Origin of the sequence: Corynebacterium sphenisci DSM 44792, assembly GCF_001941505.1 — a bacterium.
In the GTDB taxonomy this organism is placed as follows: domain Bacteria; phylum Actinomycetota; class Actinomycetes; order Mycobacteriales; family Mycobacteriaceae; genus Corynebacterium; species Corynebacterium sphenisci.
The window spans coordinates 572,528-587,873 of record NZ_CP009248.1; the positions used below are offsets into that span (position 1 = coordinate 572,528).

Genomic DNA, 15,346 nt, shown 5'->3' on the forward strand with positions numbered 1-15,346 from the left:
CCGGGGCCGGCGGGGGAGGGGGGCGCGGTGCTGCGCGAGCTGCTGGACCTGGCCGTGCCCGGGGCCTGCCCGGGCTGCGGGCGCCCCGGCGAGGCCGGGATCTGCCCGCGCTGCCGGCGGGAGCTCGCCGCCGCCCCGCGCCCGGTCCGGCCGCGGGTGCCCGCCGCGGTGTCGGTGTGGGCCCTCGGCGGCTACGCCGGGGCGCGCCGCCGGCTGGTGCTGCGCGCCAAGGAGCACGGCGACGCCGCCGCCCGGGAGGCGATCGGGGCGACCCTCGCGGCGGGGCTGCTGGACCTGTCCGCGCGCGGACATCTCCCCGACCCCCGGATGGGGGTGGTGACCCTGGTGCCGGCGCCCACCCGGGCGGCCGCCGCGCGCCGCCGCGGCGGGGATCCGGTGGCCGCCGCGGCACGCACCGCCGCGGCCCGGGTGCCGGGCCTGGCGGTGCGCCCGCTGCTGGTCACCGCGGCCGCGGCGGCCGACTCCGCCGAGCTCGGCGCGGCGGCGCGGCGGCGCAACCTCTCCGGGCGGGTGCGCCCGCGGCCGCGCGCGGCGGCCCCGGCGGGGCCGGTGGTGCTGGTCGACGACGTGCTCACCACCGGGGCGACGGTGGCCGAATCGGCGCTCGTGCTGGCCTCGCTGGGGGTATCCGCCGCGGCGGCCCTGGTCTTCGCGGAGGCCTGAAACCGGGGGTGGCCGGGCGGCCGCCCGGCGCCCGCGGGCCGCGCACGGGTGCCCCCGCCCGCCTGTATCCTGGAGCCGGAAAGGACGCCGCCTCGGGAGCGGGGGTAATCCCACCCTTCGCCTCCGGCGGCCATACCGGGAGGTAGGAAGCACGTGTCGACACCTGCTGACAACAACGAGGCCCTCAGCCCCAATGCCCAGGTGACCATCACGGGTCGCAACGTGGAGGTTCCGGAGCATTTCGCCGAGCGGGTCAAGGCCAAGCTGGCCAAGATCGAGCGCCTCGATCCCACCTTGACGTTCTTCCACGTCGAGCTGCAGCATGAGCCGAACCCGCGGCGCGCCGACCGCTCCGACCGGATCCAGATCACCGCCACCGGCAAGGGCCACCTGGCCCGCGCCGAGGCCAAGGAGGACAGCTTCTACGCCGCCCTCGAATCGGCCCTGGGCAAGATGGACCGGTCCCTGCGCAAGGTCAAGGCCCGCCGCAAGATCAGCCGCTCCGGGCACCGGGCGCCGATCTCCGTGGGCGAGGCCACCGCGGCGCTGGTCGAGGAGGCGCGCGAGGAGCGGCAGGCCGACCCCTACGCCGACACCGTCGACGAGGTGACCCCGGGCCGGGTGGTCCGGGAGAAGGAGCACCCCGCCACCCCGATGAGCGTCGATGACGCGCTCAGCGAGATGGAGCTGGTCGGCCACGACTTCTTCCTCTTCGTCGACGAGGCCACCGGCCGGCCCAGCGTGGTCTACCGCCGGCACGCCTACGACTACGGGCTCATCGCCCTGTCCGAGGAGGGCGCCGAGGCCTGAGCCCGCCGCCCCCGCGGGCCCGCGCCGGCCCCCGCCGCGATCCCCGGCCCCGCGCCGGTCAAATCCCGGCGGGGGTCGGCCCTATACTGGGGCACCTGTAAGCATCCGCCTCCCGGAAGGGGTCACCTCCCGTGTCCATGCTCTCGAAGCTGCTGCGCGTCGGCGAAGGCCGCGCGGTCAAGCGCCTCAGGTCCATCGCCGACGACGTCATCGCGCTGGAGGACGAGTACGCTGCGCTCAGCGACGAGGAGCTGCGCCTGAAGACCGAGGAGTTCCGCACCCGGATCGGCGAGGGCGAGGGCCTCGACGATCTGCTGCTGGAGGCCTTCGCCACCGCCCGGGAGGCCTCCTGGCGGGTGCTCGGCCAGAAGCACTACCCGGTGCAGGTGATGGGCGGCGCGGCACTGCACTTCGGCAATGTCGCGGAGATGAAGACCGGCGAGGGCAAGACCCTCACCTGCGTGCTGCCCGCCTACCTCAACGCCCTGGAGGGCAAGGGCGTGCACGTGGTCACCGTCAACGACTACCTGGCCAAGCGCGATGCGGAGTGGATGGGCCGGGTGCACCGCTTCCTGGGCCTGTCCACCGACGTGATCCTCTCCGGGCTCACCCCGGACCAGCGCCGGGTCGCCTACGCCGCGGACATCACCTACGGCACCAACAACGAGTTCGGCTTCGACTACCTGCGGGACAACATGGCGCACCGGCTGGAGGACCTGGTGCAGCGCGGCCACCACTACGCCATCGTCGACGAGGTGGACTCCATCCTCATCGACGAGGCGCGCACCCCGCTCATCATCTCCGGGCCCGCCGACGGGGACCCGCAGTGGTACCTGGCCTTCTCCCGGATCGTGCCCGGGATGCGCCGGGACATCCACTACGAGGTCGACGAGCGCAAGCGCACCGTCGGCATCCGGGAGGAGGGCGTCGCCTACGTCGAGGACCAGCTGGGCATCGACAACCTCTACGCCGCGGAGAACTCGCAGCTGGTCAGCTACCTCAACAACGCGATCAAGGCCCGGGAGCTGTTCACCCGGGACAAGGACTACATCATCCGCAACGGCGAGGTGCTCATCGTCGACGAGTTCACCGGCCGGGTGCTCGCCGGGCGGCGCTACAACGAGGGCATGCACCAGGCGATCGAGGCCAAGGAGGGGGTGGAGATCAAGAACGAGAACCAGACCCTGGCCACGATCACCCTGCAGAACTACTTCCGGCTCTACGACAAGCTCGCCGGGATGACCGGCACCGCGGAGACCGAGGCCGCGGAGCTGCACCAGACCTACGGGCTGTCCGTGATGGCGATCCCGCCGAACCGGCCCGACCAGCGCGAGGACCTGCCGGACCTGGTGTACAAGACCCAGGAGGCGAAGTTCGCCGCGGTGGTGGAGGACATCCGGGAGCGCTCCGCCGCCGGGCAGCCGATCCTGGTCGGCACCGCCAGCGTGGAGATGAGCGAGTACCTGTCGAAGCTGCTGCAGCGCGCCGGGATCCGGCACAACGTGCTCAACGCCAAGCAGCACGAGAAGGAGGCCGAGATCATCGCCCAGGCCGGCCGGCGCGGCCAGGTCACGGTGGCCACGAACATGGCCGGCCGCGGCACCGACATCGTGCTCGGCGGCAACCCGGACATCATCGCCGACATCAACCTGCGCGCCCGCGGCCTGGACCCGGTGGAGACCCCGGAGGACTACGAGGCCGCCTGGGACGAGGAGATCGCCGGGGTGCGCGCCGCCGCGGAGCGGGAGGCCGACGAGGTCCGCGACTGCGGGGGCCTCTACGTGCTGGGCACCGAGCGCCACGAGTCGCGCCGGATCGACAACCAGCTGCGCGGCCGCACCGCCCGGCAGGGCGATCCCGGCAAGACCCGGTTCTACCTGTCCATGCGCGATGAGCTGATGGTGCGCTTCAACGGGCAGCGCATGGAGGCGCTGATGAACACCCTCAACGTGCCCGATGACGTGCCCATCGACTCGAAGATGGTGACCAACTCGATCAAGAGCGTGCAGACCCAGGTCGAGGGGCAGAACTTCGAGATCCGCAAGAACGTGCTCAAGTACGACGAGGTGATGAACCAGCAGCGCAAGGTGATCTACGCCGAGCGCCGCCGGATCCTCGACGGGGAGGACCTCGGCGACCAGGTGCGCGCCATGATGGGCGAGGTGGTCGGCGCCTACGTCGACGCCGCCACCGCCGACGGCTACGTGGAGGACTGGGATCTCGACGAGCTGTGGACCGCGCTGACCACCCTCTACGGCCCGGCGGTGGGCTGGCGGGAGCTGGTCGACTCCGCCGAGTACGGCGCCGCCGGGGATCTGCCCGCCGAGCAGCTGCGCCGGGCGGTGGAGGAGGACATCAACGCCCAGTACGACGAGCTGGAGCGCTCCGTGGCCGCGATCGGCGGCGAGGAGCAGATGCGCGCCATCGAGCGCTACACCATCCTCAACGTGATGGACCGCAAATGGCGGGAGCACCTCTACGAGATGGACTACCTCAAGGAGGGCATCGGGCTGCGCGCCATGGCCCAGGCCGATCCGCTGGTGGAGTACCAGCGGGAGGGCTACGACATGTTCACCGCGATGATGGAGGGCATCAAGGAGGAGTCGCTGCGGCAGCTGTTCCTGGTGCGCGCCCAGCTGCGCGAGGCCGAGGCCAAGCAGACCGCGGACCTCAACGACGACGGGGTGGTCGACGAGCGCGATCTCGCCCCGGAGGGGGTGCGCGAGGAGGCGGCGCCGCGGAAGATGACCCTCTCCGGCCCCGGGGAGGACGGCGCCGCCGAGGCCCGGGTGGAGGGCGGGGCGGGCAACCGCGCCGCCCGCCGCCGGCGCCGCCGGCGCTAGTCCGGCGATCGCGCCGCCCTCCGGCTCAGATGAGCCGGAGGGCGGTGATCGTCCACGGCCCGGTGCCGCCGGGGCGGTCCGCGCGGCCGGCCAGCGCCCGGATCCCGGATTCGCTCTCCCAGGTGCCCACGAAATGGGCCACCGCCCCGCCGCGGCGCGGATCCGGGTGCAGGCTGCGCAGCGCCGCCCCCCGGATCCCGCCGGCGCGCAGCCGGGTGGCCAGCCCGCCGCGCACCTGGGGGCCGAGCCGCAGCCGGCGCAGGGTGGCGTCCGGCCGCCGGCCGGCGAGCACGTCGAGGGCCGCGGCGAGTTGCCGGGCCAGCTCCCGGCGCAGCTCGGGCGGGCACCGCGGCGGGGTGGGCCGCACCGCGGGGGCGACCCCGGCCGCGCCGGGCCCGGCCGGGGCCCCGGGGCCCGCCGGCGCCCCGGCCGGCTGCGCCCCCGGCGGCGCCGGCGGGGCCGGCGGGCCCAGCCTGCGCAGCATCCGGTAGCCCTCGGCCGGCAGCAGTGTCGCGGCGTCGTCGCGCATTCCCCATCCCCCCGTATCGGTCATCCGGACCCGGTGCGCGCATTGTGGCAGCGCCTGCGCCGGCGCGCATCCCGACCCGGTTACAGTGGGGGTATGCGTGGACTCATCGTTGACTACTGCGGCGTCCTGGACGGACCCGAGGAGGAGCGCGCCCGCTGGCGGGCGCTGTTGCGGGCGGCGCAGGGCAACGGCGTCGCCGTGGCCGTGCTCTCCAATGACCCCGGCGGGCCCGGGGCGGACCATATCCGGGAGTTCGAGACCTCCGGGCTGGCCGATGCGGTGGTGCTCTCCGGGGAGGTCGGCGCGGAGAAGCCGGAGCCGGAGATCTTCGACATCACCGCCGAGCGGCTGGGGCTGCCGGTGGCCGACTGCGTGCTCGTCGACGATTCCATCGTGAACATCCACGGGGCCGTGGAGCGCGGCATGGTGGGGGTGTTCTACCAGCAGTTCGACCGGGCGGTGGTGGAGATCACCGGCCTGTTCGAGCTGGAGGGGGAGTTCTAGTGCGGGTGCATGTGCCGGCGACCTTCGGGATGCTCGCCGAGCTGCGCGACACCGGCGAGCTCGCCGCCCGGCGGGGGTGGGCCTTCGCGCTCACCGACGCGCTGCGCGGGGCCTACCGCTCCGGGGATGAGGAGGAGCTGGCGGACATCGCCTTCACCGAGGCCGCCCGGGCCTCGCTGCGGCTGCTCAGCGCCTACTCCGGGGACTTCGACCGGCGCCGGGTGGTGGTCTCCGCGGACGTGCCGGCGAGCGCGGAACCGGACATGGGGGAGGCGGTGGTGCGCCTGGCCGGGCCGATCCCGGCCGATGCGGTGGCCGCGGTGCACGTGGATCTGGCCGGCGCGGAGGGGGCGGTGGCCGCCGCGGTGGCCGCCGTGGACGCGGCGGATCTGGGCGACGAGGACGCCGAGCTCACCGTCGGCGACTGCCTGGAGCATGAGCTGGCCTGGTACGCCCCGCAGGAGCTGCCGCTGCTGGTGGAGCTGCTCTGACCCGCCGGACGCCATCGATAGGGGCCCCCATGGGCCCCATAATTTTGCCGTCTTTCCTACGGCACCGTAACCTACGGTCCAGTAACTTAGGAAAGGGGCCTTGCCCGTGTCGTTCACCCATCGACTCAAGCGCGCCCTGGAGGGCTTCTCCACGCCGCTGCTGCCCGACGACTACACCCGCCTGGTCAACCCGCTGTGGTCCACCCGCGAATTCCGGGGCCGGATCGTCGCGGTGCGCCGGCCCACCGACACCACCGCGGAACTGGTCATCCGCCGCGGCTGGGGGGTGCCCGCCGAGTTCCGCGCCGGACAGCACATCGGCATCGGCGTGCGCGTCGACGGCCGCTACGTGTGGCGCTCCTACTCGCTGACCTGCGCCCCGCAGCCCGCGGACGGGCTGCTCACGGTCACCGTCAAGGCCATCGACGACGGCCGGCTCTCCCGGCACCTGGTGGCCAACGCCCGGCCCGGGATCGTGGTCCGGCTGGCGCTGCCCGCCGGCGACTTCCACCTCGACGAGCCGGTGCCGGAGAAGCTGCTCTTCCTCACCGCGGGCTCCGGGATCACCCCGGTGATGTCCATGCTCCGGGATCTGCGGGGGCGCTTCGGCGGCGGCGGCCCCGGCGCCGGCCCCGACGTGGTGCACCTGCACTCCGCGCGCACCGCCGCCGACGTGCTCTTCGACGCCGAACTCGCCGGGATGGCGCGCGAATGCGGCTGGTACACCCGCGTCCTGCGGCTCACCGGGCGGCAGGGCCGGATCACCGCCCGGGACCTGCCGGGGCTGGTGCCCGACCTCGCCGAGCGCCAGGTCTACGCCTGCGGCCCGGCGGCCATGCTCGACGACGTGGAGGCCCATGTGCCGGGGGTGCGCACCGAGCGCTTCGCCCTGGACCGCGGTTCCACCGACGCCGCCGGCGGCATGGTGGTCTTCCCCGGCCGCGGCGAAATCGAGGTCGACGGGGCCACCACCATCCTCGAGGCCGGGGAGCGCGCCGGGATCCAGCTGCCCTACGGCTGCCGGATGGGCATCTGCGCCACCTGCGTGCGCCAGCTCGCCGACGGCACCGCCCGGGACCTGCGCACCGGCGCCACCCACGAGGCCGGGGAGCGGATCCGGGTCTGCGTCTGCGTGCCCGCCGGCGACGTCGAACTGGAGCCCTGAGCCACTCCCACCCCGCGCACCGCCCGCCTCCGCCCACGCATACCCCGCACCGACACCCCCAACCCGCAAGGAGCCCCCATGGCCATCTCGAACATCTCCGCCTACTCGCACCTCTCCGACGCCGACATCGCCGAGATCGGCGCCCGCCTGGACCGGATCTACGCCGAGATCCGGGAGGACCTCGGCCACCGCGACGTGCGCTACATCAAGAACCTGATCCGGGTCCAGCGCGGACTCGAGTTCGGCGGCCGGATCGCCATGCTGATCCCGCGGTCGAGGGCCGCCCTGTGGGGCGGGATCGGCGCGGTGAGCCTGGCCAAGATCCTGGAGAACCTGGAGATCGGGCACAACACCATGCACGGCCAGTGGGACTGGATGAACGACCCCGAGGTGCACTCCGCCTACTGGGAGTGGGACAACACCTGCCCCGCCTCCGGGTGGAAGCACTCGCACAATTTCGTGCACCACAAGTACACCAACGTGCTCGGCATGGACAACGACGTCGGCTACGGCATCCTGCGGGTCACCCGGGAGCGCGCCTGGTCGCCCGGCCACCTGCTGCAGCCGGTGACCAACGTGGTGCTCGCCGCGTTGTTCCAGTGGGCGGTGGCCTTCTACGACGTCGAGCTCGGCCGGGTCTTCGCCGGGAAGAAGAAGTGGGCGGAGGCCAAACCGCAGCTGATGGAGGTCCTCGCCAAGTCGGGCCGGCAGGTGGCCAAGGACTACCTGCTCTTCCCGGCCCTGGCCGGCACCCGCTTCGGCGAGGTCGCCAAGGCCAACATGTACGCCAACCTGATCCGCTCGGTGTGGGCCTACGCGGTGATCTTCTGCGGGCACTTCCCCGATGACGCGGAGACCTTCACCAAGGAGCAGTACGCCAACGAGACCCACGAGGAGTGGTACCTGCGGCAGATGCTGGGCAGCGCCAACTTCACCGGCGGCTTCCTGCTCTCGGTGCTCTCCGGCAACCTCAACTACCAGATCGAGCACCACCTCTACCCGGACATGCCCTCCAACCGGCTCGCCGAGGCGGCGCAGCGGGTGCGCGAGATCTGCGACGAGTACGACCTGCCCTACAACACCGGCTCCTTCCCGCGGCAGTTCCTGCAGGTGCAGCGCACCCTGCTGAAGCTGACCCTGCCGAACCGGTTCCTGGTCGCCGACCCGGACAACGCCCCCGAGGTGCGCTCCGAGCGGGCCTTCGCGAAGTACCCGCAGGTGGAGTCCGCCCTCGACGCCACCGCCCGGCCCCGCCGGGGCCTGCGCACCGGGCTGCGGCTGCTCAAGCGGCTGCGCCCCGGGGTGCGCGAGGTGATCGCCGCCTACACCGGCCGCTCCACCCGCACCCCGGCGCCGGTGGCCGCCGGCCGGGGGGCCGTGGCCGCCTGACCCGCCTCCGGCGGCTCAGCGCCCGCCGGCCGGCTCCGCCGGACCCTCCGGCTCCATCCCGTCGGCGCGGGTCGCCCCGGTGCCGGGATCGGGATCCGCGGCGAACCCGGCCGCCCCGGCGGCCTCGGCGGCGGTGGCGTCGGCGGCCCGGGCGGCGTGCTCGGCATGGGCCTCGTACTCGGCGGACTCCAGCTCCCACTCATGGGCCTCGCGGAGGAGGTCCCGATCCTGCACCCCGGTGCGCCGGTTCCACGGCAGCGTGGTCGGCAGCATGGAGCGGCCGCGCACCAGCTCCGCGGCCAGCGCCGCGGTCGCCGCGGCGAGGAAGAGCGCCAGATAGGCCGAGGAGGACTGCCCGGTGAACTCCACGGTGACCACCAGGGCGAACAGCGGGGCGGCCATCGCGGTGGACAGGAACGCCGCCGCGCCGAGCAGCGCGAAGTCCGTCGGCGGCACCTGCGGCATCAGCGGGTGCAGCACCACGCCGAGCAGGTAGCCGGCCATCGAGCCCAGGGCGAAGCCCGGGGTGAGGATGCCGCCGACCGCCCCGGAGCGCAGGGTCACCGCCACCGCGATGAGCTTCGCGGCGGCCAGGGCGGCGATGAAGGTCCAGGCGGGGTTGTCCTCCAGCACCTGGGTGGCGGCGTTGCGGCCGTTGCCGAGCACCTCCGGCAGCCAGATCGCCATCAGGCCGACGAGGATGAACGCCCCGGGCAGCTGCCAGAGCACCCCGGCGCCGGTGGGCGCGGCGTCCTGGACATGCGAGATGAGCCGGCGGAAGGCCACGCCGACCAGGCCCAGCACCACGCCGAGCACGATCGCCGCGGCGAGGTTGCCGAAGCCCTCGGAGAGGTTGATGGTGCTGTACAGCGGCCGCGTGCCGACGATGATCCCGGAGGTCACCGTGGCCACCGCGGAGCAGGCCAGCACCACCATGCAGGCGCGCACCGTGATCGTGGTGAGCAGGATCTCCAGGGCGAAGATCGCCCCGGCCAGGGGGATGTGGTAAATCGCGCCGAGGCCGGCGCCGGCGGCGGCGGCGACCAGCACCCGGGTCAGCTCCGGGTTCACCCCCAGCCGGCGGGTGATCTGGTTGGCGAACATGGCGCCGAGCTCCCGGGGCGCGTTCTCCCGGCCCACCGAGGCCCCGGCGGCGACGGTGGCCATCTGCAGCACCGCGTTCGCCGCGGTCTCCGCGGCGGGCATGCGCACGCCGTCCATGCCGTCCTCGACGCTTTCGATGGGGTCGCCGATCCGGCGCACCAGGTACCAGGCGGGCCCGGCGATGAGCCCGGCGACGGTGATGCCCAGGAATCTCTGCAGGGCGGTGGTGCCCTCCGTGACCACCTTGAGGTCGCCCTCGTGCTGGCCGTAGACGAAGTCCTCGATGATGTGCAGCAGCCACACCAGCCCGGCGGCCGCCAGGCCGGTGAGCACCCCCACCACCAGGGTGATCAGGCACAGCCGGATGAGCAGGCCGAAATCGGGGCCCGGATGCGGTCGGTGCGGCCGGGGCAGGTGCGCCCCGCGCCTCCCGGGGGCGGCGGTGCCCCGGTCGGGTTCGGTCGGGTGCCGGTCAGTCGCGTTCAATTCCGATCTCCCATTCCTCGTTGGCGGAGACCGCGGCGATGAGCTCGCGTACGGCCATGGCGCGTCGGTGCGCCGTCCCGGCCAGGGCGTCCAGGGCGCATTCCGGATCCGCGGGCGGGCCCAGGTGGGTGCAGCCGCGCGGGCAGCCGGCCACCGCCGCCGCCAGATCCGGGAAGGCCCCGATGACCGTGTCCGGGGTGATGTGGGCGAGTCCGAAGGAGCGGATGCCCGGGGTGTCGATGATCCAGCCGCCGGCGGCGCCGGGCAGGCGCAGCGCCACCGACTGGGTGGAGGTGTGCCGGCCCTTGCCCACCCCGGAGACGTCCGCGGTGGCCCGGCCGGCATCCGGCACCAGCCGGTTCACCAGGGTGGATTTGCCCACCCCGGAATGGCCGATGAGGGCGGTGATCCCGCCGCCGATGAGCGCGCGCGCCGGCTCGACCGGGTCGGCCATCCCGCAGCGCAGCACCGGCACCCCCAGGTCGGCGAATTCGGCGGCGAAGGCGGCCGGGTCGGCGAGGTCGGATTTGGTCAGCGCGAGCACCGGGGACAGGCCCCCGGCGTAGGCGGCGACCAGGGCGCGCTCCACGAACCCGGTGCGCGGCGGGGGATCGGCCACCGCGCAGACGATGAGCAGCCGATCCGCGTTGGCCACCACGATCCGCTCGTAGGGGTCGGCGTCGTCGGCGGTGCGGCGCAGCACGCTGGCGCGCTCCGCCAGGCGGACGATCCGGGCCAGGGTGCCCGGCCGGCCGGAGACGTCGCCGACCACGCCCACCCGGTCGCCGACCACGATGGTGGTGCGGCCCATCTCCCGGGCCCGCATGCAGGTCACCTCGGGCCCGTCGTCGAGGACCACCCCCCAGCGGCCCCGGTCCTTGGTGACCACCATCCCCCAGCGGGCGTCGCGGTGGCTGGGCCGGTCCTTGGTGCGCGGCCGCGATCCGCGGCCCGGGCGCACCCGGACGTCGGATTCGTCGTAGTCGCCGCGTCGCCTGCTCAGCGGGAACCACCCCCCGCATCCCCGTCCCCGGAGCCGTCGGCGGGGTCCGCGGCGGCGCGGAGGCCGAGCATCTCCGCCCAGCGGATCTCGAACCCGGGCAGGGTCTTCGCGGTGGTGGCGATGTCGTCCACCCGCACCCCCGCCACCCGCAGCCCGAGGATCGCCCCGGCGGTGGCCATCCGGTGATCCGCGTAGGAGCGCCACAGCCCCCCGCGGAGCGCCGCGGGCCGGATCTCGATGCCGTCGGGCAGTTCCCGGGCGTCGCCGCCGAGGCCGTTGATCTCGGCGACCAGGGCGGCCAGCCGGTCGGTCTCGTGGCCGCGCAGATGCGCGATCCCGGTGAGCCGGGTGGGGGTGGCCGCCAGCGCGGCCAGGGCCGCCACGGTGGGGGTGAGCTCCCCGATGTCGCCCATGTCCAGCTCCACCCCGGCGAGCTCCGCCGGGCCGCGCACGGTGAGCGCCCGGGCCCCGGCGGCGGGGTCGCCGGTGAACCCCACGGTGCAGCCCATGGCCACCAGGATCCGGCGGATCGCGTCCCCGGGCTGGGTGGTGCGGGTCGGCCAGCCGGGTACGGTGACCGCGCCGCCGGTGGCCGCCGCGGCGGCGAGGAAGGGCGTGGCGTTGGACAGGTCCGGCTCGATGACCCAGCGCCGGCCCCGGATCTCCTGGTGCGCGATCCGGAACTCCCCGCGGCGGGGCTCCTCGACGACCACCCCGGCGGCGCGGAGCATCTCCAGGGTCATGTCGATATGCGGCCGGGAGGGCACGTTGCCGGCCTGCATCAGCTCCAGGCCCCGCTCGTAGCGGGCCCCGGCGAGCAGCAGCCCGGAGATGAACTGGCTGGAGGCGGCGGCGTCGACCTCCACCGCCCCGCCGACGGTGCCGCCGCCGTGCACGGTGCAGGGCAGCCGGTCGCCGTCGACGCGCACGCCGAGCCCGCGCAGCGCGTCGAGCACCGCGCCCATCGGACGCACCCGGGCCTCCTCGTCGCCGTCGAGGAACACCGCCCCCTCGGCCAGCGCCGCCACCGGGGGGATGAAGCGCATCACGGTGCCGGCCAGGCCGCAGTCCACCGCCGCCCCGCGCAGCCGGCGCGGGGTGATTTGCAGCATCCGGTCGGCGGTGCCGGTGGCCGGGGAGCCGTCCCGGATGCCGACGCCGAGGGCGCGCAGCGCGTTGACCATCAGATCGGTGTCCCGGGAGCGCAGCGCCCCGTGGATCTCGGAGGCGGTGGAGGACAGGGCGGCGATGATGAGCGCCCGGTTGGTCATGGACTTCGAACCGGGCACCGCCACCGTCGCCGTGACGGGGCCGTCGGCGAGCGGGGCGGGCCAGGGTGCGGGCTGGATCGGGTGGTTCACGAACCCCATTGTCCCCCACGGAGGCCGCCATCGGGGACGATGGGGGCATGTGCGGTCGTTTCGTCTCGGTCACCGTCGGCGCGGAGCTGGCCGACGCCATCGCCGCGCTGCCCGGGCTGGGCCGCGCCCAGGTGCGCGCCGCCGCCCCGCCGCGGTGGAACGTCGCGCCCACCCACCCGGTGCAGATCGTGGTGCCCGCCGAGGCGCTGGCCGCCCCGGCCGGGCAGCCGGCCGGGGCGGGGGAGGCGATCATCGGGGCCCGCTGGGGGCTCATCCCGCACTGGGCGCGGGAGGTGCCGCGCACCCCCTGGTTCAACGCCCGCGGGGAGACCCTGGCGGAGAAGCCCGCCTTCCGGGACGCGCACCGCGGCCCGCGCTGCCTGGTGCCGGTCGACGGCTGGTACGAGTGGCGGCACCGCCGGCCCTGGTACTGCGCCCCGGAGTCCGGCGGCCCGCTGTTCCTCGCCGGGCTGTGGACCCGCTGGCGGGACTGGTACACCGCCACCATCGTCACCACCGACGCGGTCGGCGACCTGGGCTGGCTGCATGACCGGATGCCGCGGGTGCTCGCCCCGGGCGACTGCGCCCGCTGGCTGCGCGGCGCCCCCGACGAGATCGCGGATCTGCGCGCCCCCGCGGACCCGGCGGAGCTGCCCGGGCTCCGGCTCACCCCGGCGGACCCGGCGGTGGGCCGGGTGGGTACGGAGGGCCCGGAGCTGCTGGATTCGGCCGCGGCGGCCGAATCCGGCCGCGCCGCCGCCGCGGCCGGGGACGCGCCCCCGGAGCCGCTCAGGCGGTGATCGGCGCCACCGCCGCGCCGGTGAGCCGCACCAGCTCCGCCGGATCGAGCTCCACGTCCAGGCCCCGCCGGCCCGCGGAGACCAGGATCACCGGCTGCGCCAGCAGCGCCTCGTCGACCACGACGGGCAGCCGGCGGCGGCCGCCCAGCGGGGAGATCCCGCCGGGCACGTAGCCGGTGGCCCGGCTCGCCGCCGCCGGGTCGGCCAGGGCCGCGGTGCGCGCGCCGAGCGCGGCGGCGGCGCGCTTCGGGGCCAGCCGGGCGGCCACCGGAAGCACCGCCAGCGCCTCCCCGGCCCCGGCGAGCTCGATGACCAGGGTCTTGGCGATCCGTTCGGCGGCGATGCCGCGTTCGGCGAGCCGGGCCGCGGCGGCGGCGCCGAAATCCCGGTCGCCGCCGGCGAAGCGGTGCACCCGGTGCGGCACCCCCGCATCGGCGAGGGTGGCCAGGGCCGGGGTGGCGGGGGCGGGGGCGCGGCGACGGGGGGCCATGATCCCGTGATAGCACCCGACCGGGCCGGGGCGCCGCCCGGCTAGACTGGCCCCCATGACCAGTCGGACCACCGGGGTGGCGCGCACCGAGGAGAGCTCCGCGGAACTCGCGGAGCGCTTCGAGGCGGAGGCGCTGCCGTACCTCGACCAGCTCTACGGCGCCGCGCTGCGGATGACCCGCAACCCGGCCGACGCCGAGGACCTGGTGCAGGAGGCCTACATGAAGGCCTTCCAGGGCTTCGGCTCCTACCGGCCGGGCACCAACCTCAAGGCCTGGTTGTACCGGATCCTCACCAACGCCTACATCAACCACTACCGGCGGGCGAAGCGCCGGCCGGCGGAGTACGCCACCGACGACATCACCGACCACCAGATCGCGGAGACCGCCTCGCACCACTCCTCGGGGCTGCGCTCGGCGGAGACCGAGGCCCTGGAGCTGCTCCCGGACGAGGAGATCAAGCGGGCCCTGATGGAGCTGTCCGAGGACTACCGGATGGCCGTCTACTACGCGGACGTGGAGGGGCTGCCGTACAAGGAGATCGCCGAGATCATGGGCACCCCCATCGGCACCGTGATGTCCCGGCTGCACCGGGGAAGAAAAAAGCTGCGCGAGTCGTTGACCGATGTGGCCCGGGATCGCGGTTTCCTCCGCGAGGAGGACCGGGCCGCCGCAGGCGGGAAGGACGCGAGGTGAGCGAGGACATGGGGCCCTGCACGCATCCGGGGGTGAGCTGCGCGGAGATCCGGCGGCGGGTGGAGGCGCTGCTGGACGGCGAATGCGATCCCGTGGAGAGCCGGGAGCTGGAGTCCATGATCGAGGCCTGCCCGCAGTGCATGGAGGGCATCGGCCAGGACGCCACCATCCGGCGGCTGCTGCGCCGGTGCTGCTGCGAGCAGGCCCCGGCGGAGCTGCGCACCCGGATCACCACCCGGATCCGGGTGAGCTGGACCCGCGCCGAGTTCCGCGGCTGAGCCGCGGCGGGGCGATCCCCGCGGGGCGGGCGGGGCGATCCGGCCGCGCGCATGAGCCGACCCGCCGGCCCCGGAGGGGGCGGGCGGGTCGGGTCTCTCAGCTCCCGGTGCTCAGGAGTTGGGGCGCTTGCCGTGGTTGGCGCCCTTCTTGCGGCGGTCCTTGCGCTTGCGGCCACGCTTGCTCATGCGGGTCTCCTTGAATCGAACTGGTCGGGATCTCTCCCGGGAATACTACGGCCTAGACCGTGGTGCGGGTGCGGCGGGTCCGGCCGCGGTTGTGGCGGCGCTTCAGCGCGCGGCGCTCGTCCTCGGACATGCCGCCCCACACGCCGGCATCCTGGCCGGTCTCCAGGGCCCAGGCGAGGCACTGGGAGGTCACCGGGCAGCGGTTGCAGACGACCTTGGCCTTCGCGATCTGGGCGAGGGCGGGGCCGGAGTTGCCGACCGGGAAGAACAGCTCGGGGTCCTCTTCGCGGCATACGGCCTTGTGACGCCAATCCATTGAAACTCCTTGAAAGATCACGGGTGAGTGGCACCCGGCGTGCGCCGCGCGGCGGTGGGCGCGGACCGGGGTCGGTCCGGTTGCCGGGTGGGTGGGGGCGCGGGCACTCGCGGCGGATACCCGCACGCACCTGGATCCCCCGAAAAGCAGGGCGAGGGGGAGGCCGTGGCCCCGTCCCTCGCGGTCCGTGGAGATGATGACATGTCCGGGACC

General features: G+C 74.3%; 17 protein-coding genes. 10 read left to right on the forward strand and 7 right to left on the reverse strand.

Features of this window, described 5'->3' with window-relative positions; genetic code table 11:
- Positions 1-27 precede the first annotated feature (27 nt).
- The 3 genes from CSPHI_RS02640 to secA all read left to right on the forward strand — a co-directional run bounded on the left by CSPHI_RS02640 (position 28) and on the right by secA (position 4,337).
- The gene (locus CSPHI_RS02640; RefSeq protein WP_075691383.1) at positions 28-684 is read left to right on the forward strand and encodes a ComF family protein; all 657 of its coding nucleotides are present in this window, start codon (positions 28-30) and stop codon (positions 682-684) included.
- A 153-nt stretch (positions 685-837) separates the two neighbouring features.
- The gene (hpf, locus tag CSPHI_RS02645; RefSeq protein ID WP_075691384.1) at positions 838-1,494 is read left to right on the forward strand and encodes a ribosome hibernation-promoting factor, HPF/YfiA family; all 657 of its coding nucleotides are present in this window, start codon (positions 838-840) and stop codon (positions 1,492-1,494) included.
- A 137-nt stretch (positions 1,495-1,631) separates the two neighbouring features.
- Positions 1,632-4,337 (forward strand): preprotein translocase subunit SecA, encoded by a 2,706-nt coding sequence (gene secA, locus CSPHI_RS02650; RefSeq protein WP_075693649.1) that lies wholly within the window; start codon positions 1,632-1,634, stop codon positions 4,335-4,337.
- A 25-nt stretch (positions 4,338-4,362) separates the two neighbouring features.
- On the opposite strand, the gene CSPHI_RS02655 is transcribed toward secA, so the two are convergent.
- Positions 4,363-4,866: an Rv3235 family protein gene (locus CSPHI_RS02655; protein ID WP_075691385.1), complete on the reverse strand. Its 504-nt coding sequence runs from the start codon at positions 4,864-4,866 to the stop codon at positions 4,363-4,365.
- 93 nt (positions 4,867-4,959) lie between these two features.
- On the opposite strand from CSPHI_RS02655, the gene CSPHI_RS02660 reads away from it, so the two are divergent.
- From CSPHI_RS02660 to CSPHI_RS02675, 4 genes are all read left to right on the forward strand, one after another.
- On the forward strand, positions 4,960-5,370 hold the full coding sequence (locus CSPHI_RS02660; RefSeq protein ID WP_075691386.1) for an HAD family hydrolase: 411 nt from the start codon (positions 4,960-4,962) through the stop codon (positions 5,368-5,370).
- Positions 5,370-5,861, forward strand: coding sequence for a DUF6912 family protein (locus tag CSPHI_RS02665; RefSeq protein ID WP_075691387.1), 492 nt, complete (start codon positions 5,370-5,372; stop codon positions 5,859-5,861). Before CSPHI_RS02660 ends, CSPHI_RS02665 begins: the two co-directional genes overlap by 1 nt.
- Before the next feature lie 106 nt (positions 5,862-5,967).
- Positions 5,968-7,026 (forward strand): ferredoxin reductase, encoded by a 1,059-nt coding sequence (locus CSPHI_RS02670; protein WP_075691388.1) that lies wholly within the window; start codon positions 5,968-5,970, stop codon positions 7,024-7,026.
- 78 nt (positions 7,027-7,104) lie between these two features.
- Positions 7,105-8,415 carry a fatty acid desaturase family protein gene (locus tag CSPHI_RS02675; protein ID WP_075691389.1) on the forward strand — a complete coding sequence of 437 codons (1,311 nt, stop codon included), beginning with the start codon at positions 7,105-7,107 and terminating at the stop codon, positions 8,413-8,415.
- A 15-nt stretch (positions 8,416-8,430) separates the two neighbouring features.
- Here CSPHI_RS02675 and CSPHI_RS02680 read toward each other — a convergent pair whose 3' ends face one another.
- From CSPHI_RS02680 to aroA, 3 genes are read right to left on the reverse strand one after another with little or no spacing between them, the layout of a single operon-like run.
- Entirely contained in the window at positions 8,431-10,005 is a 1,575-nt protein-coding gene (locus CSPHI_RS02680; RefSeq protein WP_075691390.1) for a chloride channel protein, read from the reverse strand.
- On the reverse strand, positions 9,992-11,008 hold the full coding sequence (gene rsgA, locus CSPHI_RS12215; RefSeq protein ID WP_075693650.1) for a ribosome small subunit-dependent GTPase A: 1,017 nt from the start codon (positions 11,006-11,008) through the stop codon (positions 9,992-9,994). Before rsgA ends, CSPHI_RS02680 begins: the two co-directional genes overlap by 14 nt.
- Entirely contained in the window at positions 11,005-12,378 is a 1,374-nt protein-coding gene (gene aroA, locus CSPHI_RS12220) for a 3-phosphoshikimate 1-carboxyvinyltransferase (RefSeq protein ID WP_075691391.1), read from the reverse strand. The genes rsgA and aroA overlap by 4 nt, the downstream gene beginning before the upstream one ends.
- A gap of 38 nt (positions 12,379-12,416) precedes the next feature.
- Here aroA and CSPHI_RS02695 point away from each other — a divergent pair, with 38 nt between their 5' ends.
- Complete coding sequence (locus tag CSPHI_RS02695) at positions 12,417-13,169, forward strand: SOS response-associated peptidase (protein WP_075691392.1); 753 nt, start codon at positions 12,417-12,419, stop codon at positions 13,167-13,169.
- On the opposite strand, the gene CSPHI_RS02700 is transcribed toward CSPHI_RS02695, so the two are convergent.
- Positions 13,159-13,659 (reverse strand): YbaK/EbsC family protein, encoded by a 501-nt coding sequence (locus tag CSPHI_RS02700; RefSeq protein WP_075691393.1) that lies wholly within the window; start codon positions 13,657-13,659, stop codon positions 13,159-13,161. The genes CSPHI_RS02695 and CSPHI_RS02700 overlap by 11 nt on opposite strands.
- A 55-nt stretch (positions 13,660-13,714) precedes the next feature.
- Here CSPHI_RS02700 and CSPHI_RS02705 point away from each other — a divergent pair, with 55 nt between their 5' ends.
- Together CSPHI_RS02705 and rsrA are read left to right on the forward strand one after the other, a co-directional pair.
- Positions 13,715-14,353: a sigma-70 family RNA polymerase sigma factor gene (locus tag CSPHI_RS02705; protein ID WP_075691394.1), complete on the forward strand. Its 639-nt coding sequence runs from the start codon at positions 13,715-13,717 to the stop codon at positions 14,351-14,353.
- Positions 14,350-14,631, forward strand: a complete 282-nt coding sequence (gene rsrA, locus CSPHI_RS02710) for a mycothiol system anti-sigma-R factor (RefSeq protein ID WP_084210197.1) — start codon at positions 14,350-14,352, stop codon at positions 14,629-14,631. Before CSPHI_RS02705 ends, rsrA begins: the two co-directional genes overlap by 4 nt.
- Before the next feature lie 111 nt (positions 14,632-14,742).
- On the opposite strand, the gene CSPHI_RS12755 is transcribed toward rsrA, so the two are convergent.
- Positions 14,743-14,817 carry a 50S ribosomal protein bL37 gene (locus tag CSPHI_RS12755; RefSeq protein ID WP_096877815.1) on the reverse strand — a complete coding sequence of 25 codons (75 nt, stop codon included), beginning with the start codon at positions 14,815-14,817 and terminating at the stop codon, positions 14,743-14,745.
- Positions 14,818-14,869: 52 nt separating this feature from the next.
- Positions 14,870-15,133, reverse strand: a complete 264-nt coding sequence (locus CSPHI_RS02715; protein ID WP_075691395.1) for a WhiB family transcriptional regulator — start codon at positions 15,131-15,133, stop codon at positions 14,870-14,872.
- Between the last annotated feature and the right edge of the window lie 213 nt (positions 15,134-15,346).

Bases quoted from the DNA above. Each gene is read 5' to 3' on its own strand.
- secA (WP_075693649.1), top strand. From the start codon at position 1,632: ATGCTCTCGAAGCTGCTGCGCGTCGGCGAAGGCCGCGCGGTCAAGCGC.
- CSPHI_RS02655 (WP_075691385.1), bottom strand. From the start codon at position 4,866: ATGCGCGACGACGCCGCGACACTGCTGCCGGCCGAGGGCTACCGGATG.
- CSPHI_RS02660 (WP_075691386.1), top strand. From the start codon at position 4,960: ATGCGTGGACTCATCGTTGACTACTGCGGCGTCCTGGACGGACCCGAG.
- CSPHI_RS02675 (WP_075691389.1), top strand. From the start codon at position 7,105: ATGGCCATCTCGAACATCTCCGCCTACTCGCACCTCTCCGACGCCGAC.
- aroA (WP_075691391.1), bottom strand. From the start codon at position 12,378: ATGGGGTTCGTGAACCACCCGATCCAGCCCGCACCCTGGCCCGCCCCG.
- CSPHI_RS02695 (WP_075691392.1), top strand. From the start codon at position 12,417: ATGTGCGGTCGTTTCGTCTCGGTCACCGTCGGCGCGGAGCTGGCCGAC.
- CSPHI_RS02700 (WP_075691393.1), bottom strand. From the start codon at position 13,659: ATGGCCCCCCGTCGCCGCGCCCCCGCCCCCGCCACCCCGGCCCTGGCC.
- CSPHI_RS02705 (WP_075691394.1), top strand. From the start codon at position 13,715: ATGACCAGTCGGACCACCGGGGTGGCGCGCACCGAGGAGAGCTCCGCG.
- CSPHI_RS02715 (WP_075691395.1), bottom strand. From the start codon at position 15,133: ATGGATTGGCGTCACAAGGCCGTATGCCGCGAAGAGGACCCCGAGCTG.